This is a genomic window from Streptomyces sp. NPDC049915, from assembly GCF_040656475.1.
Taxonomy (GTDB): Bacteria; Actinomycetota; Actinomycetes; order Streptomycetales; family Streptomycetaceae; genus Streptomyces.
This window is the reverse complement of record NZ_JBFAMH010000003.1, coordinates 241,074-260,125: the sequence shown is the minus strand read 5'-3', so window position 1 is coordinate 260,125 and position 19,052 is coordinate 241,074. Positions and strand designations below refer to the sequence as shown.

General features: G+C 70.5%; 18 protein-coding genes. 11 read left to right on the top strand and 7 right to left on the bottom strand.

Features of this window, described 5'->3' with window-relative positions; genetic code table 11:
* Nucleotides 1-137: 137 nt before the first annotated feature.
* From AB0J12_RS06040 to AB0J12_RS06030, 3 genes are all read right to left on the bottom strand, one after another.
* Nucleotides 138-977, bottom strand: coding sequence for a class II glutamine amidotransferase (locus AB0J12_RS06040; protein WP_363262986.1), 840 nt, complete (start codon nucleotides 975-977; stop codon nucleotides 138-140).
* 23 nt (nucleotides 978-1,000) lie between these two features.
* Nucleotides 1,001-1,519, bottom strand: a complete 519-nt coding sequence (locus AB0J12_RS06035; protein WP_363262985.1) for a hypothetical protein — start codon at nucleotides 1,517-1,519, stop codon at nucleotides 1,001-1,003.
* 370 nt (nucleotides 1,520-1,889) lie between these two features.
* Nucleotides 1,890-4,553, bottom strand: coding sequence for a LuxR C-terminal-related transcriptional regulator (locus tag AB0J12_RS06030; RefSeq protein WP_363263221.1), 2,664 nt, complete (start codon nucleotides 4,551-4,553; stop codon nucleotides 1,890-1,892).
* Between the two features lie 238 nt (nucleotides 4,554-4,791).
* Here AB0J12_RS06030 and AB0J12_RS06025 point away from each other — a divergent pair, with 238 nt between their 5' ends.
* Both AB0J12_RS06025 and AB0J12_RS06020 read left to right on the top strand, forming a co-directional pair.
* On the top strand, nucleotides 4,792-6,705 hold the full coding sequence (locus AB0J12_RS06025) for a glycoside hydrolase family 15 protein (protein ID WP_363262984.1): 1,914 nt from the start codon (nucleotides 4,792-4,794) through the stop codon (nucleotides 6,703-6,705).
* Nucleotides 6,698-8,125, top strand: a complete 1,428-nt coding sequence (locus AB0J12_RS06020; RefSeq protein WP_363262983.1) for an MFS transporter — start codon at nucleotides 6,698-6,700, stop codon at nucleotides 8,123-8,125. The genes AB0J12_RS06025 and AB0J12_RS06020 overlap by 8 nt, the downstream gene beginning before the upstream one ends.
* Nucleotides 8,126-8,160: 35 nt before the next feature.
* Here the strand turns inward: AB0J12_RS06020 and AB0J12_RS06015 are convergent, their stop codons facing one another.
* Entirely contained in the window at nucleotides 8,161-9,123 is a 963-nt protein-coding gene (locus AB0J12_RS06015; protein WP_363262982.1) for a hypothetical protein, read from the bottom strand.
* Nucleotides 9,124-9,392: 269 nt separating this feature from the next.
* Here AB0J12_RS06015 and AB0J12_RS06010 point away from each other — a divergent pair, with 269 nt between their 5' ends.
* On the top strand, nucleotides 9,393-9,590 hold the full coding sequence (locus AB0J12_RS06010) for a hypothetical protein (protein WP_363262981.1): 198 nt from the start codon (nucleotides 9,393-9,395) through the stop codon (nucleotides 9,588-9,590).
* Nucleotides 9,591-9,629: 39 nt separating this feature from the next.
* Here AB0J12_RS06010 and AB0J12_RS06005 read toward each other — a convergent pair whose 3' ends face one another.
* Together AB0J12_RS06005 and AB0J12_RS06000 are read right to left on the bottom strand one after the other, a co-directional pair.
* Entirely contained in the window at nucleotides 9,630-11,036 is a 1,407-nt protein-coding gene (locus tag AB0J12_RS06005) for a DUF2252 domain-containing protein (protein WP_363262980.1), read from the bottom strand.
* On the bottom strand, nucleotides 11,033-11,659 hold the full coding sequence (locus AB0J12_RS06000) for an ion channel (protein WP_363262979.1): 627 nt from the start codon (nucleotides 11,657-11,659) through the stop codon (nucleotides 11,033-11,035). Before AB0J12_RS06000 ends, AB0J12_RS06005 begins: the two co-directional genes overlap by 4 nt.
* Nucleotides 11,660-11,863: 204 nt before the next feature.
* Here AB0J12_RS06000 and AB0J12_RS05995 point away from each other — a divergent pair, with 204 nt between their 5' ends.
* From AB0J12_RS05995 to AB0J12_RS05960, 8 genes are all read left to right on the top strand, one after another.
* Nucleotides 11,864-12,556: a DUF308 domain-containing protein gene (locus tag AB0J12_RS05995; protein ID WP_363262978.1), complete on the top strand. Its 693-nt coding sequence runs from the start codon at nucleotides 11,864-11,866 to the stop codon at nucleotides 12,554-12,556.
* Between the two features lie 31 nt (nucleotides 12,557-12,587).
* The gene (locus AB0J12_RS05990; RefSeq protein WP_363262977.1) at nucleotides 12,588-13,940 is read left to right on the top strand and encodes a hypothetical protein; all 1,353 of its coding nucleotides are present in this window, start codon (nucleotides 12,588-12,590) and stop codon (nucleotides 13,938-13,940) included.
* 122 nt (nucleotides 13,941-14,062) lie between these two features.
* On the top strand, nucleotides 14,063-14,518 hold the full coding sequence (locus tag AB0J12_RS05985) for an SHOCT domain-containing protein (protein ID WP_363262976.1): 456 nt from the start codon (nucleotides 14,063-14,065) through the stop codon (nucleotides 14,516-14,518).
* A gap of 28 nt (nucleotides 14,519-14,546) precedes the next feature.
* A complete protein-coding gene (locus AB0J12_RS05980) occupies nucleotides 14,547-14,999 on the top strand; it encodes a hypothetical protein (protein WP_363262975.1) in 453 nt (150 codons plus the stop codon).
* A gap of 162 nt (nucleotides 15,000-15,161) precedes the next feature.
* A complete protein-coding gene (locus AB0J12_RS05975) occupies nucleotides 15,162-16,532 on the top strand; it encodes a diacylglycerol kinase family protein (protein WP_363262974.1) in 1,371 nt (456 codons plus the stop codon).
* A gap of 33 nt (nucleotides 16,533-16,565) precedes the next feature.
* The gene (locus AB0J12_RS05970) at nucleotides 16,566-16,832 is read left to right on the top strand and encodes a LysR substrate-binding domain-containing protein (protein ID WP_363263220.1); all 267 of its coding nucleotides are present in this window, start codon (nucleotides 16,566-16,568) and stop codon (nucleotides 16,830-16,832) included.
* Nucleotides 16,833-17,301: 469 nt separating this feature from the next.
* A complete protein-coding gene (locus AB0J12_RS05965) occupies nucleotides 17,302-17,508 on the top strand; it encodes a DUF5133 domain-containing protein (RefSeq protein WP_363262973.1) in 207 nt (68 codons plus the stop codon).
* Nucleotides 17,509-17,664: 156 nt separating this feature from the next.
* The gene (locus tag AB0J12_RS05960) at nucleotides 17,665-18,273 is read left to right on the top strand and encodes a hypothetical protein (protein ID WP_363262972.1); all 609 of its coding nucleotides are present in this window, start codon (nucleotides 17,665-17,667) and stop codon (nucleotides 18,271-18,273) included.
* A gap of 171 nt (nucleotides 18,274-18,444) precedes the next feature.
* Here AB0J12_RS05960 and AB0J12_RS05955 read toward each other — a convergent pair whose 3' ends face one another.
* Nucleotides 18,445-18,939, bottom strand: coding sequence for a hypothetical protein (locus AB0J12_RS05955; protein ID WP_363262971.1), 495 nt, complete (start codon nucleotides 18,937-18,939; stop codon nucleotides 18,445-18,447).
* Nucleotides 18,940-19,052: the final 113 nt, after the last annotated feature.

Here is a 19,052-nt window from a genome sequence, read left to right as displayed (position 1 = left end):
AGGGCATCTGCAGCACGGGAACGGTCGTGGTGGTCATGGTGAGAATCCTCGGTGGCTCCCGACCAGCCGGGCAACTCAATTAGCGTCTCTCGGCCCCGACGTGTCGGGGTGGCCCTCACCAGCGTCTGACCGCCGAGTCACCCCGCACGAGCGGGCCGGAAGGCGTGAAGCGCGTCGCCTCCCGGCTGGAGGACGCCGTAACTGTTCTCCGGTACTTCGTTCCAGGCGCCGGCGAGTTCGCCGAGTGGTTCGGACACGACGAGACGGGTCTCGTCGGAGATGTCCCGGAGGAAGGCGGCATCCGGGTGGAGCGCGCGCAGCGCGGCCACCTCGGTGCTGAAGTACAACGACCTCGAGCGGCCTTCGCTGGAGTAGCGGAAGGCCCACGCACGCTCGCCGTCTGCCACCGCGATGGTCATCTGGAGCGGATGCCGGACGCCGCGGGCGTGTCCCGTGTCCTCGATCAGGTTCACCATGCGCGTCACCGCACCGGGTGGGTCCTCCGTCAGGCCGAAGGTGAGCGCCAGGAAGAACATGAGTTCGGAGTCGGTGGAGCCCTCGATGTCGGGGTACAGCACGGGATCGACGGCCACGGCGAGGTCACGCCTCATGAGCCGGTACCCGTTGATCATCCCGTTGTGCATCCACATCCAGCGGCCGTGCCGGAAGGGGTGGCAGTTGGACTGCTGCACGGCGGTCCCGGTCGCCGCCCTGATGTGGGCGAAGAAGAGACCCGATCGAACGTGGTGGGCGACCTCCTGCAGGTTGCGGTTGTTCCACGCGGGTCCCACGTCCCGCACGACAGCCGGAGTGAGGGCCGTGTCCTCGGCGTACCAGCCGATGCCGAAGCCGTCCCCGTTGGTCGTCTCCACCCCCATCCGGGAGTGCAGGCTCTGGTCGATCAGCGAGTGCTCCGGCTCGAACAGAACTCTGCTGAGAAGGACAGGAGTGCCCGAGTAGGCGATCCATCGGCACATTTTGGATCAGATCCCTTCGCTCCTCAATGCTTCACAAAAAGCTTGAAGGAGATGATCAGCAGACCGAGGACCAGATTGACCACGGCCGTGAGCACGACCAGACGTGTCGGGGCGCCGGCCCGCCGAGCCGCGGCCACCGACCACCCCATCTGTCCCACGACGGCCACGGCGAGGGCCAGCCACAGTGCGCCCTGCACATCGAGTCCCAGCAGGGGGCTGACCGCCACGGCCACCGCCGGCGGGACGGCCGCCTTGACGATCGGCCATTCGTCCCGGCACACGTGCAGGACGGTGTGGCGGTCGAGGGGGTGCTCCGCCAGGCGGGCGCCGAACAGCTGGGCGTGCACATGCGCGATCCAGAAGGCCACCGCGCTCAGAAGAAGCAGCGCGACCAGTTCCAGACGGGGGAAGGAGCCCAGCGTGCCGGCACCGATCACCACGGTGGCGGCCAGCAGGGAGCCGTACACACCGCCGGTGTAGTCGGCGTTGGCGCGGCGCTCCCTGCGCCGCTCACGGGCAACGGTGGGGTCGGGTCTCAGCATGATGACTGCCTTCCGGACGTCGGCTCAGCCGTCCCAGGACTTCGGTCCGGGGACGGCTGGGCCCGGCCGTCCAGCCGGCCGTACCAAGGTCGCTCGGAGTCCGCCGGCATCCCACGGTTCACCTCGCCGGGTCGGCCCGGGCCGCGACGCTCGCACCCGGGGCGGCGGCCGGCCGTCCTGCCGCCGTTCCCATCGCACCCCAGTCCCCGGCGAGCCGCCTCACCCCTTGCGGGGGATCGCGCGTGCGCAGATGCCGCCCGACGGCCGTGCCGCCCGTGGTTCTGGTGGCGCCGCGAGCGGTCACCGCGCCGGGCCGCCCCTGGTCCTGGCGGCGCCGGGAGCAGCCACCGAAGCGGTCGTCGGCGTGCGGTCAGAGGAGCCCCAGTCCGCGGGCCCGCCGCACCGCGTCGATCCGCCGGCTCACCGCGAGCTTTCGGTAAAGGCTCTTGACGTGGGTCTTCACCGTGTTCACCGACACGAAGAGGTCGGCGGCGATCTCTTCGGTCGACATCATCTGGGCGAGGAGCGCCAGCACATCCCGCTCACGCTCGCTCAGTCGCTCGACCAGTACGGGCGCGGGCTCGGCCCCGGCCACCGCGTCACCCGACGTGAGCCACCCGGTGGCCAGCTCCCGTAGCGGCATCTGCTCCAGGAACGGTGCCATCCATTCACCGGCTTCCCGGAACGGCCGGCGCAGTCTGTCGCGGCGGCCGGTGAGCAGCGCTTCGGTGAGCAGCCGGCGGGTCGCGGTGTCGTCGCCGTCGGCGTGGGCGGCCTGCGCCCGCAGCAGTGTGGCGCGTACGCGCAGCGCGGGGCCGATGTGCTGCGCGCCGGGCATCGCGTTGAGCACGCTCAGTGCGCTCGACCGGTCGCCGGCTGCCAGGTGGGCCCGCGCCACGCCCACCGCGCACGCCGGCTGGTCGGTGCCCAGATCACGCAGCACCTCCGCTGCGGCGTCCGGCCGGCCTTCGGCCAGGTGGGCCGCGGACGCGGCGAGCGCGGCGTAACCCTCCGCCCAGGGACAGGCCACATCGGCCGGCACGTCCTCGGCGCTGGCCGCCATCGCGGCGCGTTCCCTGCCCCGAGCCAGCAGCAGCCGGGCCGTCACGAGGGACCTTCCCGCAGCCGTCACCGGGTCCGGCGCCTCATAATCGGGCGTCTGGTCGAGCAGGGTCTGGGCCTGGTCCAGTTCGTCGCGCTCGACAGCCACCGCTGCCATGACCAGCCCCCCGAGGCCGGAGTCGGCCCGCTCGGGCAGGGAGAAGCGTTCCGACTCCGCGATGGCTGCGGACACGTGGTGCTGGGCCCTGTCCGGCCATCCGTTGAGATAGTCGATCAGGGCCAGGTGGACCAGTGACTCCTGCCGGGGAAGCGCCGTCGACGCGCCGCCACGGTCGCCGCTGACCACGGTCAGGGCGGCTCGTGCCTCTTCCAGACGCCCCGCCCACAGCCGCGTCGAACCCACGTGGGTCAGCAGCAGGGCGGGCACTTCGGGGTGCTGCTCGAGCAGCTGGACGGGGACCTCCCGCTGGAGTTCGCCGGCCGCCTGCGCCGCCTGTTCCGCCTGGTACGGGGAGCCGGACAGCCGGGCCGCCAGGGCCTCCAGCAGCGCGCAGCTCAGCTTCGCCGCCGGGGGGCCTGGGGCCTCGGCGGCGAAGTGTTCCTTCGCGTGGTGCAGATGGGCCAGACCGCGGTCGACGTCGTGGCGGGAGAGGTCGCAGGCCGCCTGGACAAGGTCCGACTCCGCGGTCGCCGGAACGGGGTCCATGTCGGCGAGCAACCGGGTCAGGTCGTCGGAGCACAGACCGGTGAACAGCTGCCCGATCGCCAGGTCGTCGATCAGGGCACGGGCCGTGAACTCCCAGTCGCCCGCGGCCGCGCCGTGGCTGACCATCTCCGGCAGTGTCCCCGATCCTCGCAGCCAGTGCGCGGCGCGCCGGTGCAGTTCCGGCTCCAGGCCGGGGCATCGCTCCCGCAGATGGACGCGCAGGATCTCCCGGAACAGCGGATGCAGGCGGTACCAGGAGTGCCCGAGGTCGTCTACGAAGGCGTTCACGCGGTGCAGTCCGGCCAGGATGGGCGCGGCATCGCGGCGCCCGGTCAGCTCGTCGGCCAGGTCGGCGCAGAAACGCTCCAGAACACTGACGCGCAGCAGCAGGTCCTGCGTCGGCGGCGGCTGCCGCTGGAGCACCTCGACCAGCAGGAAGTCGGCAACCGTGCTGTGACCGGCTTCGAACTCCTTCAGGTAACGCTCCGGATCCGCGCTCTGCCGGGCGGCCAGGGCGCACAATCGCAGGCCGGCCGCCCAGCCGCGCGTGCGGTCCACGAGGGCGTCGGCCACCGCCAGGGACACGCGCAGTCCGTGCAGGTCCAGCAGCTCGGCGGCCTCCTCGGGGGTGAAGGCCAGCTCGGCGTCCCTGATCTCGGCCAGTTCGCCGGACGCACGATAGCGGTGCAGCGGCAGCAGCGGTTCGGTGCGGGTGACCAGCACCAGCCGCAGTCCCGGCCCGGCGTGGTGCAGCACGAACGCCAGTTGTTCCGAGACCTCGGGCACGGTTTTGTCGTACTCGTCGATCACCATGGTCACGCCGGTGCTGTTGCCGCTGAGCTGTGCCGTCAGCCGGTTCAGCAGCGTGCGGTCCACCTGCCGTGCGTCGGTGGGGAAACCGATGTCCGCGGGCATCGGCACGCCGGCGCTGTGCAGGGCCCTGATCAGATGGGCCCAGAACATGCCCGGCCGCCGGACCGTCTCGTCCACGGTCAGCCAGGCGACCGGCTGCTCGAGGTCCGCGGCCCAGTCGGCGACGAGCAGGGTCTTACCCGCCCCGGCGGCTCCGTTGACCATCACCAGCGGTGTGGAGGAGGCGTGCCGCAGGCGTACGACCAGCCGTTCACGACGCAGGAACGTCACAGGTCGCGCCGGCAGGGCGAACCGGGACCGCAGAAACGGATCGCCGAGCGGATCGACGTCTTGACCAGCAGGATGTCGCGGGATCTCGTCTTCGGGTGCCACAGCTCTCACCACCCGCCGCATCGCGGTGGCTTTCTCCCCCACCACCATCACACCCTCTCAGCCCCGAACGCGCCACACGGGGGCCGAACGCCCCTGGCCTGGCGCCCGCCGGCCAGGGAAGGCACTTACGGGCTCGGGCGCCGTGGCCCGGCTTCACCCGCAGCGGGTGATGCCGTCGCCGCGACCGACGCGAAGGCTGGAGGCGTGCCGGCCGGCCCGGCACCGTGCCGAAGGGCATGTCCGCGAGCCGGAGGCCGTCGTGACCGACTATCCGCCCATCGCAGAGCACGGCATGATCGGCGACCTGCAGACAGCCGCTCTGGTCTCCTCCAGCGGACACATCGACTGGTGGTGCACGCCTCGCTTCGACTCCCCCAGTGTCTTCGCCTCACTGCTGGACAGCGAGCGCGGTGGGCACTGCCGTCTCGCCGCGGACCTCGCCTCCGGGAGCGGCTCGACGGTGCGGCAGCTGTACCTGTCCGACACGGCCATCCTGGTCACCCGTTTCATGGCGCCCGAGGGCGTCGGCGAGGTGGCGGACTTCATGGTTCCCCTCGACTCCACCGCACCCCAGGACCGGCACCGGCTGGTGCGGGTCGCCCGCGTGGTCCGCGGCAGTCTGTCCTTCGCTCTCGCCTGCCGTCCGCGCTTCGATTACGGCCGCGCTCCCCACGAGCTGGCACTGGCCGATGACCACACGGCGGTGTTCCGCGGCCCGGGCACGGATCTCTGCGTGCAGTCCACCACCGGTGTGTCGCTGCGTGCCGAGGGCGACGACGTCACCGCCCGATTCACGCTCGCGGCCGGTCAGGCCGCCGCGATCGTGCTGACCAGCGCGGCAAGCGGCCATTCCGCCCCACCACGCCCCTCACTGGAGGGCGTCATCGACGACCTGGAGGGCTGCCGCTCCTTCTGGCTGTCCTGGCTGCGTTCATGCACGTACCACGGGCGCTGGCAGGACATGGTGAACCGCTCGGCGATCACCCTCAAGCTGCTCACCTACGCGCCGACCGGAGCTCCCATCGCCGCCGCCACGATGGGGCTGCCCGAGCAGATCGGCGGCGAGCGCAACTGGGACTACCGCTACACGTGGGTGCGAGACGGCTCCCTTTCGGTCCGGGCTCTGATCGACCTGGGATTCCAGGAGGAGGCACACGCCTTCCGCCGATGGCTGCGGGACCGTATCGAAGCCCGGGAAACCCCCCAGGGCGACCCCCTGCAGATCATGTACCGCGTCGACGGCGATCCGTACCTCACGGAGGAAGTCCTGGACCACCTGGAGGGGTACCGGGGCTCCCATCCGGTGAGGGCAGGCAACGCGGCGGCGGACCAGCTCCAGCTGGACATCTACGGCGAGGCGTCGGACGCCTTGATCGTCGGCGGAGACATCGGGGCGATCCGCGGCTGGAAGGCGCTGAGCGACGTCCTGGAGTGGCTCACCGACCACTGGGACCAGCCGGACGAGGGCATCTGGGAGACGCGCGGCGGCCGGCAGAACTTCACCTACAGCCGGCTGATGACCTGGGTGGCCTTCGACCGCGGCATCAAGGCGGCCTACGCCTTCTCCCGCCCCGGCGACACACTCGGCTGGACCAGGGCGCGTGACACGGTGTTCCGGCAGATCGTCGAGCACGGCTGGCACCAGAAGCGGCAGGCGTTCGTACAGCACTACGACACCGAGGTGCTGGACGCTTCCCTTCTGCTCATGCCGAAGGTCGGCTTCATCTCGCCGCGCGACCCCGACTGGCTCAGCACCCTCGACGCCATGGACGAGGAACTGGTCAGCGACAGCCTGGTCTACCGCTACGACCCCGCGGCCTCCCCCGACGGACTTCGCGGGTCGGAAGGCACCTTCAACCTGTGCAGCTTCTTCTACGTCGAGGCCCTGGCCCGCAGCGGACGGCTCGCCCAGGCCCGGTACGCCTTCGACAAGATGCTCACCTACGCCAACCACGTCGGTCTCTTCGCCGAGGAGATAGGCCCCTCGGGCGAGCAACTCGGCAACTTCCCGCAGGCGTTCACCCACCTCGCCCTGGTCACCGCGGCCATGGCACTGGACGAGGAACTGGCCAAGGCGGGCAGCAGGCCGCGGGCCGACGGCCAAGGGCACCCGGCGACTCGCGGTCTGAAGGTGCCCACCGAGACCACTCCTGCGGGCTCCGGCCGTGGTTGATCCGGCCGCGCGCCACCGACCGGCAGGGCCCCGACGAGCCCTGGCCGCGCTGGCCCTCGCCCAGTTCATCTGCAGCTTCGCCGGCTCCAACATGAACGTGATGATCAACGACATCAGTGAGGACCTGGACACCACCGTCCAAGGCGTGCAGGTGGTCATCACCGTCTTCTTGGTGGTGATGGCGGCACTGATGATCCCCGGCGGCAGACTGACGGACCGCTACGGCCGCAAACGCTGTTTCCTGACCGGTCTCGTCATCTACGCGATCGGCGCCCTGCTGAGCGCGGCGGCCCCCGGCCTGGGTGTCCTGATCCTCGGCAACTCGATCCTCGAGGGCATCGGCACGGCCCTGCTCATCCCGCCGGTCTACATCCTCACCACCCTCCTCAACCCGGACCACACCTCACGTGCCCGTGCCTTCGGAATCGTCATGGCGCTGGGCGGCGTGGGTGCCGCCGCCGGACCACTCATCGGCGGACTGATCACCACGGGCATCGGCTGGCGTGCGGCGTTCGTGTTCCAGGCCCTGGTCATCGTGGTGATCATCGTGCTCAGCCGCCGCCTCGACGATCCACTGCCGCCGGATCCGACCCGCTCCTTCGACGTCTTCGGCGCGGTGCTTTCCGCGGCGGGTCTCGTCCTCGTCGTGATGGGAATCCTGGCCGCGGACAACAACATCTGGCTCACGATCGGCCTGCTGGTCCTCGGCGCGGGCGTCCTCGTGTGGTTCTTCCTCTCTGCACGTGCACGGGAAGCATCCGGAAGGGAGCCACTGCTGTCGGTCTCGCTGTTCCGCGACCGCGTCTCGAACGTCGGGCTGATCACCCAGAACATCCAGTGGCTGATACTCATGGGTACGTCGTTCACGGTGGCGGCCTACCTCCAGACCGTGCGCCACTACGACGCCATCCAGACCGGGATCGTGTTCACCGCGGCCACGCTCGGGCTGCTGTTCACGTCGTTGTCCGCCGAACGGCTGGCCCGGCGGAAGCCGCCGCGCACGCTGATCATGACCGGCTTCATCGCCTGCGACGCCGGTGTTGCCCTCCTGGTCGCCCTGGCCGGCGCCTTCTCCACCGCCTGGGCCTTCGTCCCCGGGCTGCTGCTGATCGGACTGGGGCTGGGCCTGATGTTGACGCCGTCCGTCAACGTCGTGCAGTCACAGTTCCTGGAGAAACAGCAGGGAGAGATCTCCGGACTGTCCCGCAGCGTGTCGAACCTCGGTTCGTCGTTCGGTACCGCCGTCGCCGGCACCATCCTGGTCTCCGGACTGACCACAGGCGCCTATGCCGCGGCGATGATCACCCTGGCCGTCGCCGGACTCGGCGGCCTGGCCGCGGCCGCGCGCCTCCCCCGCGCCGAAGGGGCCGGTTCCGTGCCCGCGCCACGAGGAACGGACATGTATGGGAACAAGGGCTGATGCCGGGCCGGCCGCCGGCGCGGTGGGTTCGCTCGTCAGGACTTGGAGCGTTTCCCCCGGCGCTCGGAGACGTCCTTGCGGGCCGTGCGCCAGCGGGAACGGGTCTGTTCCACCACGCTTTCCCACTGCTGACGGACCTCGTGCTCGGAAGGCTGCCGGCCCTCCCGGATCCGGGCGAGCTCGTCGCCCACCTCGCGGCCCAGCGAGGCCGACGCGACGAGGACGAACATGGCCGCGAAGACAGCGGACAGCATCGCGAAGACACTGCCGACGACGCCGTAGCGGTCCGCGTAGGTGTTGAACAAACGCGGCAGGTAGAAGGCCGCGCCCCAGGAGTAGACGGCCGTGAGCACGGCTCCGGTGGCTCCGAACGGGATCAGCGCGCGCCGGGCGATCCGTTTGGCCGACAGGATCCAGCCGCTCCAAGTGAGGAACACCGCCGTCACCGCAGCCTGGCACACGCCGGCCACCAGACCGGCGGCCCACTCGCCGAGCACCGCGGAGATCCACCCGCTGACCAGGGCGTAGGCCCCGAGCGTGAGGATCCACCACAGGCCGTTGCGCGAGTTGCGCACGCTGAGCGGCCTCAGTTCCCAGGTCTGCTCGAAGAGCCGCTGCGCGGCACGCGCGAAGCTCAGAACGGAGATCGTCAGGAACAGCACACCGAAGGCGCCGTTGCTCGCGCTCTCGTTCTGCGCCGGGGAGAAGAGGAAGTTCACCGCGTCGGCTCCGGCGCCGCTGAGGTCGTAGCGCCGGATGATCCGTTCCGCGGCGTCGACGTGCACGATGCTGCCCAGGACGACGCCGACCAGGAGGGCGAGCGGGACCAGCGCCGTGAAGGCGCTGGAGGCCAGGGCCATCGAGCGGTCGAACCCCGCGACTTGCTGGAAGCGGTTGAGGACGCGCAGGGCGAAGGCAGGACGCAGCCAGAACGTCAGCGTCCTGCGCAGACGCTCGCGGTTGATCCCAGCCGTCGCCCTGCCCTCCCTGACGTGCACGAACCGTGAAACGGCAGGAGCGTAACCGCCGTCTGCGCGCCATCGTGGACGCCACAAGGATCGTTCAGCGGGCCGAACCCGTGTGGCTCACCCGTGCCGCGGCCGAAAGCCGCCTGCGCGGGGGTGCCGAAGCCCGCCTCTGCCCGCAATCGCCGAGACGGACACGGGTCACCTGCCCAGGGTGATCCCCGGCGCCGCCGCGGGGCGGGAAGCTGGAACACGAAGACCCGGACGAACACAGCCATCGGCTGTCGGCGGGAGTGCGGCACATGCGCTACGAGATCCGCGTCGAGGGACATCTCTCGGAGACACTGGCCAAGGTCTTCCCTGAGCTGAACCACGTGGTGATCTCCGATGAGACCGTGCTGTACGGCCCTGTCGTCGACGAGGCCCACCTGTACGGGCTCCTGGGCCGCTGTCAGTCGCTGGGCCTGAGGGTGCTGGAGATGCGCCGGCTGCCCGACTGACGCGGGCACCCCTGCCTGTCACACCATCGCCGCGCGCACTCACAGGACGGTCGCGCGGATGCGGCCCGAGGCGACGGCCGCGGCCAGTGCGCCGGCGTCCTGCTCGTTCTGATCGGCGTACGCCTGTGCGAAGAGGGCCAGGGCCCGGTCGAACCGGTCGCCGCCGCCCAGGTAGGCGGCGATCGCGACGGGGTCGCCGGAGCGGGCGTGGGCCCGGGCCAGACCCGCCCCGCACAGGTGGGCGAACAGACGAAGCAGGCCCGGGTCCATGGTCTCGGGCCGTGCGATGCCCTTCCAGTCCCGGAGCTGCCGGACGTAGAAGTCCCGGCCGACGCCGTCCAGGCCCACCGCGTGAGTCCAGCCGAGGAAGATGTCGCTCGTCGTCTGGATCAGCCGCTGTCCGGTCACCACACGGCGGCCCTGGTTGTCGTAGCGGGCGGCACCGGTGTGGGCGGCCAGGACCGACTCGTTGGCCTCCTTGGCCTGCAGCAGCAGCGGATCGTCGTCCCCCTTGCCGAGCAGCAGCAGGATCCAGCATCGTGTGCCGACACTGCCGACGCCCACCACCTTGCGGGCCATGTCGACCAGCCGGTAGCGGCGCAGCAGGAACCGGCGCTCCGACGACAGCGTGCGCGCGTATCCCTCCACCACACCGCGCAGCTCCTTTTCCTGCCGGTCGTCGGACGGGTCGTCCAGCAGGTCCCGCAGCGGGGTGACCAGCGGGGGATCCGGCGTGATCCGCCGCCCCTCGGCCGTGACCCGGGTGAGCTTGGCGAAAGCCTGCAGATGGGTGCGAGTGCGGGCCTTCGCTGTCGCCGCGGCGGTGCGCCGTCTGGCCTCCTTGTTCATCGACGAGGCCATCAGGGCACGCATCCGGTCGGCGTCGTCCTGCGCGTACCAGACGTCGAGGGTGGGCATCGCGGCGAACTCCCGCATGCGGATGCGGTAAGCGCGCACACACTCGCGTACGGCGCTGTCCTGTTCCGCGGTGGAGAACCCGTTGTGCCGACCGGCGATCGCCAAGGAGGCCGCGAGCCGTTTGACGTCCCACTCGAAGGGGCCGGCCAGGGTCTCGTCGAAGTCGTTGATGTCGAAGACCAGATGACGCTCGGGCGAGGCCAGCAGCCGGAAGTTCAGCAGATGGGCGTCTCCGCACAACTGCACCGTCAGGCCCGTGTTCGGCAGCTGCCCGAGGTCCATGGCCATGAGACCGGCAGCGCCCCGGTAGAAACGGAACGACGACTCGAGCATGCGGCCGTAGCGGACGGGCACCAACTCCTGCACGCGGGTGGCCGACTGGGCCTCCAGGACCCCCACCGGGTCGGGGCGGCCCCCGTCCGCCTCGAACCATCCGTGGCAGGAACGCGGGGCGCGCTTGCGGGCGTCCTTGCCGTACGCCGCCCGTTCGGCGGTCGACAGGGCCGTGTTGGTCGTCGGTGTCGTCATGGCCGTCCCTCTGTTTGCCTGCCGCCCTCGTCCTGCCCCGCCGCCTGCCCGCTCCGGCGGCGCAGTCCGGTCTGCACGGCGTAGGCGAGGATCCGCGCGGCGACGAAGACCAGCATGAGTCCGCCGGCCATCTGGAGCATCGTCACCACGCGCGCGGTCTGCGAACGGGCGTTGATGTCTCCGTACCCGACGGTCGTGAACGTCGTCAGCGTGAAGTACAGGGCGTCGGTCTTGGTCAGCGGTTCGTTGAAGGAGCCCGTGGCGGACTGCTCCAGGACGTAGTAGGTGCCGGCGAAGAGGACCAGATACAGCGCCACCGTGGCAGCCAGCGCTTCGACCGCCTTCAGGCGGGGGTTGGGCGAGTGCATGATGGTCCGCACCTCCCACGCGAAGACGCCGGCCACGGCGAGCAGACCGCACACCAGAAGCGCGGTGGTCCCGGCCCCTCCGCCGTGGTCCAGAGGCAGCAGGTAGTACGCGGCTATGAGGGCGGCCGCTATGAGGCCGGCCCGCACGAGCACGGCAGCCGTCACCAGACGGCCGGAACGCGTGGACCTGACCGGCGGGGAAGCAGTCCCACCCGGCTCGGACACCTGCTCGCGGGCGGCGGCTGGATCAGTCATGGCGTCTCACGTCGTCCCTCCGGAACGCCTTGCCTCTACAGGAACCAGCCCACCGCCACGGCCCCCGGCGCGGATCACCCCCGAGGGGTGACCCCAGCCCGCGGTGACGCGCAGGAAGCTGGGCGGGCGAGGGCGGTGCGCGGACAGCACGCGCACCGTTTCACCGGCGGTCCGATGCCGGGCCGTGACATGCGAGGAGGAGCCATGACCGTGTCGCGTGGTACGGCACCGCGCACCGGATCCGAGCCGCTGACCGAGTCGGCGGACCTCGCCCGGGACGGCGGCCGGGCCCAGTCGTCCGACGCGACGGACGCCGGTCCCGAACGGCAGCTGGCGCAGCTGGGCGGTTCCTGGACCTGGCTGCTGGGTTCGGCGGTGACGACGCTGGTGCCGGGCATCCTGGTCCTCGTCTGGCCGGACGAGACCCTTCATGTGCTGGCGGTGCTCATCGGCCTGTATCTGGTCGTGACAGGGTGCTTCCGGTTCGTCGCCGCCTTCGCCCGGGAGCACGGCGACCGGCACACGGGCCTCCTGGTCGCGGTGCTGTTCGTCCTGGCCGGCGTGTTGTGCCTGCGGCACCCGCTGCAGACGATCGCCGCGCTCTCCCTGATCACCGGGGCTGTCTGGCTCGTGACCGGCATGCTGTCCGCCTGGACGGCCCTCGCCGCCAAGGGCATGCCGCACCGCGGCTTCGTTCTCGGCTTCTCGGCCCTCGCCGTCGTGGCGGGCGTGGTGGTGCTGGCGCTGCCTTCCGAGTCCGCCGTCGCCCTGACCCGGCTGCTCGGCCTGTGGCTGGTGCTGCTCGGGGTCGCCGAACTCGGGCTCGCCCTGGCGCTGCGGGCCACCCTGGGCAGGGACCCGCACCGGACCGGATCCAGCCCGTCGCCGCCGACATGAGGTTCAGGTCCGAGATCCGAGGAGTTCCGCCATGGCCTCGCAGACACCCCCCGCGTCCTCCGACTCGGGCCGCGACCCCGACACCCACGTGGCGCTGAGCGCCGAGGAGCACGCCGACTACAAGCGGCTGCGCCGGGCCGCGACCGTACGCCACCGCAAGACACGCTACGCCGGTGCGTCCCTGGTGCTTCTGGTCGCCCTGCTGCTCGCCCCGCTGGCCGTGGTCGCGGCCTGGGTGGACGACACGGTCACCGACACCGGCCGGTACGTCCAGACCGTCGCCCCGCTGGCGAAGGAACCGGCCGTCCAGGCGGTCGTCACGGACCGGCTGACCAACCGTGTCGTGGCCAACGTGGACGTCGAGGCGGTGACGGCGTCGTTGAGCAAAGCCCTGGCGAACGCCGGGGCACCGCCCGCCGTGGTGGACAAGTCCGCCGCTCTGGCCGGTCCCCTGCGCGGTGCGCTGACGAACACCGTGCACGGCATCGTGAACCGCGTGGTCACCGGCGATGTCTTCCAGCAGGCGTGGGAGGGCGCCAACCGGCGCGCCCACGCGGGCGTCGTGGGCATGCTCACCGGGGACGAGAGCGGGGCCGTACGGGCCCAGGGCGACACCATCAAGCTGGACCTCGGCACTGTCGTCGACCAGGTCAAGCAGCGCCTCGTCGACCAGGGCTTCGAGAAGGCCGACGCCATCCCCACGCCCGACCGGCAGATCACGCTGTTCGAGACCGCCAAGCTCTCCAAGGCGCAGGACGCCGTGCGGCTGCTGGACATCATGGGCGCATGGCTGCCGGTCATCGCCGTCGTGCTCGCGGCCCTCGCCGTGTGGATGGCTCCGGCGCACCGGATGATGCTGCTGATCACGGCCTGCGGTGTCGGTCTGATGATGATCGTGCTGCTGGTCGGGCTGGCCGTCGTGCGCCGGGTCTACCTCGACTCCGTGCCCACCTCGACGCTGCCCACGGACGCCGCCGCGGTGGTCTACGACACCTTCATCCGCTTCCTGCGCAACAGCACCCGCACCCTGCTGATCGTCTCCGTGATCACCGCCCTTGCCGCGTATCTGTACGGCCCGAGCCGGGTGGCCCGCACAGTGCGTTCGCTGGCGGGACGCGGTACCGGCGCCGCGGGCCGCGCACTGCGGGACGTCGGCATGAACACCGGCGCCACCGGCCGCTGGCTGGACGGTCACCGCTCGTGGACCACCGGTGCCGTCATCGGGCTCGGGGCCCTGGCCCTCGTGCTGTGGAACTACCCCACCGTCGGGGTCGTGGTCCTCGTCCTCGTCCTGGTCGTCGTGGTCCTCGCCGTGCTCTCCGTGCTGGCCGCGGCGACGAGCCGGGCCGGAGGGACGGCCGAACCGGGCCGGACAGTCCCGTGAGCGGGGCGGGGACTTCACCCGCCCCGGGTGAGGCCCGGCGAGCCTCAGCGTGTGCACGCTGAGATCAGCCGGGGACGGCGGCAGGACGCTCGCCCGGAACCGAGAAGAGAGATGAGTACCCCATGGAACTCGCCTACGACTACCCACTCCTGAGCATGTTCTGGACCATGCTGTGGTTCTTCCTGTGGATCATGTGGTTCGTCCTGCTCTTCCGGATCATCGGCGACATCATCCGCGACGACGAGCTGAGCGGCTGGGGCAAGACCGGCTGGATGATCTTCGTCATCGTGCTGCCCTTCCTCGGTGTCTTCGTCTACGTCATCGCCCGCGGCAAGAGCATGGGCCACCGCGAGATCAGCCACGCCCGTGCCCAGCAGGCGGAGTTCGACGCCTACGTCAAGAAGGCGGCCGGCGACTCCGGTCGCGCCACGAGCGCGAACGAGCTCGCCAAGCTGTCCGACATGCGCGCCCGCGGAGACATCACCGACGAGGAGTTCCGCCGTGCCAAGGACCTCGTTCTGAGCGAGGCCGGCTCTCCCGTTCGTCCCGACACCGCGACCACGTCCGCCACCCACTGAGCACGTACCAGGAAAACGAGGCAGACAGATGACCGCCACCCATGCGCCCCGGGCGGGGCACTCCACGAAGTTCGCGTGGGCCGCAGGCCTGATGACCTTCGCCGGCGTCATGCTCACCCTCGTGGGGATCCTGGACATCTTCCGCGGCATCATGGCGATCGCCGAGGACGACGTCTTCCTCTCCACCCGCAACTACGTCTTCCAGTTCGACCTCACCGGCTGGGGCTGGATCCATCTCGCCCTGGGCGTGGTCGCCGTGATCGTCAGCATCGGGCTGTTCCAGGCGGCGACGTGGGCGAGGGTCCTCGGTGTGGCCATCGCCGGGCTCGTCGTCATCGCCAACTTCCTGTCGCTGCCGTACTACCCGGTGTGGTCCGTCATCATGATCACCATGTCCGGGTTCATCATCTGGGCCCTGTGCGTCGCCCGGAAGGAGGACTTCGGCGAGCCCTTCGACACCGTGCCACGTGGCGACAGGTGAGGGCGTCGGTCGTAGCGCTCACCGCCCCCGGAGGGTGACAGCAGAGGGCGTCCTTCGCACCGCTCGCCGCCCCCCGGAGGGAAGCAGAGGAGATGCACCGTGCAGCCACTGGACCCGCGGACCGTCCGGCCCCCTGGGCCGGGCGGTCGTCCGGCCGTACCCGTGAGCGCCAATCGTCGCAGCGCCTGGACGGCGCGCGCGGCCTTGCTGGCGCTGCTCGCCGGCATCCTGGTCCCCCTCGTCGTCGCCGGGCTGCGCAGCGCGCTGTGGATCCTGCTCGGCATGGCTGCACTGGCGCTGGCGTCGGTCGGTGTGTGGTGGACTCTGGCGCACACCGGTGTCCTGCGCGGCCTTGGCGTGGCGGTGGCGGTGGCCGCACCTCTCACCGTTTTGGGCCTGTACGCCACGCACGGCATGCTCGGCCCGGCCGTTCTCTCCGCCGCCCTGCTGCTGTTCGCCGTCGCCGCCGCTCGCAGCGCCCTGGCCCCGCCTTCCCCTACCAATCGAGCCAATCGAGCGGGGAACGGCCCGACACCGGCCAAGGCACCCAAGCGTCCCTGGGTGCTGATGAATCCGCGCTCCGGCGGGGGCAAGGTCGGCCGCTACCATCTGGTCGACCGAGCCCTGGCGGCGGGCGCCTGGGTGACGCTGCTGGACACCGGCCGGGAGGACGCGGCCGACCTGGCCCGGCGCGCCGTCGCCCAGGGAGCCGACCTGCTCGCCGTGGCGGGCGGGGACGGCACCCAGGCGCTCGTGGCCCAGGTGGCCCACGAACACGACCTGCCCTTCGTGGTGATCCCAGCGGGCACCCGCAACCACTTCGCCCTCGATCTCGGTCTCGACCGCGACGACCCGGCCGCCGCCCTGGAAGCCCTCACCGACGGCGTCGAGCGCCACGTCGACCTCGGGTTCGCAGCCGACCGGGTCTTCGTCAACAACGCGTCCTTCGGCACCTACGCCGCCGTGGTGGGCGACTCCGCCTACCGGGACGCGAATGTGCACACCGCACTGCGCGACCTGCCCGAGCTGCTCACGGGCGACTCTTCCCTCCGCTTGCGGATGCGAGCCGGGGACCTCCACGCCGAGGGATTGCAGGCGGTACTGGTCAGCAACAACCCCTACCAGTACGCGATCAGCCCGCGCCGAAGCCGAAGGGGCAGTCTGGACGCGGGGCTGCTCGGAGCGCTGTACGTGCACGTCGACAACACCGTGCAGGCGGCCCGGACCGTCACGAGCGGGCGCAGCGGCGGGCTCAGCCGGCTGACCTCCACCGAGGTGGTCGTCGATGCGGACACGGCGACCATCGCGGCCGGCATCGACGGTGAACACGTCGTCCTGCCCGCTCCGGTGACGTGCCGGATCGTCCCCGGAGCCCTGCGCATACGCGTCCCCCGTCGACTGCCACCCCCACGCGGCCGGCACGGCGTCGAGTGGCTACGGGTCCTGGGCCTCGCCGGAACGGCACACCGGCACGAGGCCGTGCCGGGGGCGGCGCTGGACCAGTCGGGCGTCAGGTGGTGTCAGGCAAGGTGATGTCAGGGGGGTGCGCCGGGAAGGCGGCCGTCGCTGAGGTGGAAACGGCGGGAGGTACGACACAGCGCCCTCGCGGGCTTGATCACAGCCGGACTCGGCATCGGTCTCGTCCCCTCCTTCGCCCGCCACCGTGCCTCCGACACCTCCATCACCTGGCTCCCCGTCGACAGCCCCGACTGCCGCCGCACGGTGACCCTGTATTGGCGTGCCGGCAACAACCTGCCGACCGCCGCCCGGCTGATGCACACCACCCTCACCATCTGGAGCTGGCACACGGACGGACCTCCGGGCGATCAGTGACGGCCTCGTCGGACCTCGGCGGCCCGCTGCATTGCCGCACGTCGCATGTCCACACCGCACTCCGGTGGACCGTGGCGGAGAGTACGAGATCCGCCGCAAAGAGTGAGGAGAGGGTCGCCCTGGTTCTTTTGCACCACCCTCGCCTGAACTAATGTGAGCCCGACCACGCAGCGATGGTGCTGGATCGAGACCCGGCCGATGCACCTCCGCGTGGCTGTCGGGAGTTGCTCTCCGCCTTCCCGCCCCTGTCTTCCTCCTGAACCGGCAAACAGGCCCGGGGAGTTGTATCGGCCTGTTTCCACGGACGCGCTACGCCCACCGTCCGGCGCAAGCCCATGACTGCGGAGACATGGGGCGGCCACCGACCGACCCTGCACGAGCTGTCCACTGTCCATCGCCCTCAGCAGCGCAGTCGAGACGACACCAAGGCAAGATCACGCACCGGCGAGGTGCGGGAATGGGAGCCGGCATGCCCCTGATCAACCTTTCCGTACTTCGTGACCTGCTCGACGAGTTCGATGCGCTCACTCCCCAACTCCACCCGGAGCCGGACGCCCAACGGCGGCTGGAGGACGTTCAGTACACCGTCTGCGTCTATACGGGCGTGCGCGATCCCCAGCAGGCGGTGTCCCACGCACGCGGGCTGCTCAGCGAAGCACAGGCTGGATCCAGATGAGGCCGACGACAGAGCGCTGTGACAGCCGAACGCCGTGACGACCGGGAGAGGAGCCCACCTCTCGCTGGGCGCTTTCGCCGAGTTGACGGCATCCGGGTGCCCCGCGATATGCATGATCCTCTGAAACCGACTCGTCCACAGAGAGCCCTTCTTGTCATGACCACTCCGCCCCAGGGCAACCCGTACGCCGCCGATCCCGCAACGGCCGGCTCCAACCCCTACGCACAGCAGGGCGGTTATCCTGCGGGAGCCACTGTCCCGCCGCAGCAGCAGGGAGGCGCCACACACCCTTACCCTGCGCAGCCCGGCCACCAGGCCTACGCCGGTCATCCGACCCCCGGATTCGCGGCCGCGGGATACTCCCAACCCCCCATCCCCCAGTGCAGGTTCTGCGGAGGCGCCCCCGCCGTCGACGTCACCTTCCGGGCCCACCGCGGACTGGTGCTCCTCATGACCTTCCGGAAGCTGGACGGCATGATGTGCGCGACATGCGGGCTCGCCGTGTACCGGGCGCTGACGACCGAGACGCTCTGGCAGGGCTGGTGGAGCCCGTTCTCGCTGGTCCTGCTCACGCCCTTCACCCTGATCCACAACCTCGTCGTCTCCCGCAAGGTGAAGAAGCTGCAGGCACCGGCGCCTGGGCAGCACGGGCAGCAGATCGACCCAGGGGTGCCCATCCACCGGCGGCCCCTCGCCTACGTCGGCCTCGTTCCCGTGCTGTGGATCTTGTTCGTGGTCATTTCTGGGCTGACCCAAGGGTCCTGACCCACGATCGCCGTCCCGGCGCCACGCTGGCCGGGGGTATCAGCAACGGTGGCATTGACGCAGCGGCCGGCCAGGGAGGTCGGCCGCTCGACCCCACCGCGAAGTCCTGCTTCGCCTTCCGGCCCCGCACGTGCCGCCCCGGGCTGCGCACCGCAGCCCACAGGTGACGGTCTAACGCCTCATTGCGTCGATCTGCCAGGCAACCACGCCTGTTGCTCCTGGAGCGGCCTCGACGTCGATACGCAGCGGCTTCTGTGCAGTGATCCGCTGTTGGACCACCGACTGGTCACACGGCACCGTGGCCGCGGTGCCCGCACTCGCCGGCTTGTACGTCAGCCGGGCGCTTCCGCTGCCGTAGCAGACAAGACTGAGGTGGTAGGTCTTGTCCGTCGTCAGATGGGGCTCGGTGTGGATGCCGTCCGTGACCCGCTCAGCGCCGGCTTCGACCATCTGACCGCTGTGAACAGCGGTCAGGGCGGCCTGGGCCCGATCGGTGAGCCGCTTCTCGTTCGCCTTTGCCGCCGCCGCAGAGCGACTCGGTACGGTTGAGGGAGTGCGGCTGGCGGCCTTGCCTTCGTGGGCGTTCGACGTGCACGACGCGAGGACAAGCGCCGTGGCCACCGCGGCGCACCCGGCAATGCCCGACCTGCGGCGCACCTGGGTCATGACGATGTCTCCCCATGCATCCAGCCCATCTCGGAGGGTGCGCAGGCGCCGCTGGGGCGGAACTGCTTCCGCGTCACCTTCTGAATCCCCCGAACAGTACTGCAGGTGTTCCG

What these genes read in the sequence shown, in the direction of transcription:
- AB0J12_RS06040 (WP_363262986.1), bottom strand. Translation starts at nt 977, where the DNA reads ATGTGCCGATGGATCGCCTACTCGGGCACTCCTGTCCTTCTCAGCAGA.
- AB0J12_RS06035 (WP_363262985.1), bottom strand. Translation starts at nt 1,519, where the DNA reads ATGCTGAGACCCGACCCCACCGTTGCCCGTGAGCGGCGCAGGGAGCGC.
- AB0J12_RS06030 (WP_363263221.1), bottom strand. Translation starts at nt 4,553, where the DNA reads ATGCGGCGGGTGGTGAGAGCTGTGGCACCCGAAGACGAGATCCCGCGA.
- AB0J12_RS06010 (WP_363262981.1), top strand. Translation starts at nt 9,393, where the DNA reads ATGCGCTACGAGATCCGCGTCGAGGGACATCTCTCGGAGACACTGGCC.
- AB0J12_RS06005 (WP_363262980.1), bottom strand. Translation starts at nt 11,036, where the DNA reads ATGACGACACCGACGACCAACACGGCCCTGTCGACCGCCGAACGGGCG.
- AB0J12_RS06000 (WP_363262979.1), bottom strand. Translation starts at nt 11,659, where the DNA reads ATGACTGATCCAGCCGCCGCCCGCGAGCAGGTGTCCGAGCCGGGTGGG.
- AB0J12_RS05995 (WP_363262978.1), top strand. Translation starts at nt 11,864, where the DNA reads ATGACCGTGTCGCGTGGTACGGCACCGCGCACCGGATCCGAGCCGCTG.
- AB0J12_RS05990 (WP_363262977.1), top strand. Translation starts at nt 12,588, where the DNA reads ATGGCCTCGCAGACACCCCCCGCGTCCTCCGACTCGGGCCGCGACCCC.
- AB0J12_RS05985 (WP_363262976.1), top strand. Translation starts at nt 14,063, where the DNA reads ATGGAACTCGCCTACGACTACCCACTCCTGAGCATGTTCTGGACCATG.
- AB0J12_RS05980 (WP_363262975.1), top strand. Translation starts at nt 14,547, where the DNA reads ATGACCGCCACCCATGCGCCCCGGGCGGGGCACTCCACGAAGTTCGCG.
- AB0J12_RS05965 (WP_363262973.1), top strand. Translation starts at nt 17,302, where the DNA reads ATGCCCCTGATCAACCTTTCCGTACTTCGTGACCTGCTCGACGAGTTC.
- AB0J12_RS05960 (WP_363262972.1), top strand. Translation starts at nt 17,665, where the DNA reads ATGACCACTCCGCCCCAGGGCAACCCGTACGCCGCCGATCCCGCAACG.
- AB0J12_RS05955 (WP_363262971.1), bottom strand. Translation starts at nt 18,939, where the DNA reads ATGACCCAGGTGCGCCGCAGGTCGGGCATTGCCGGGTGCGCCGCGGTG.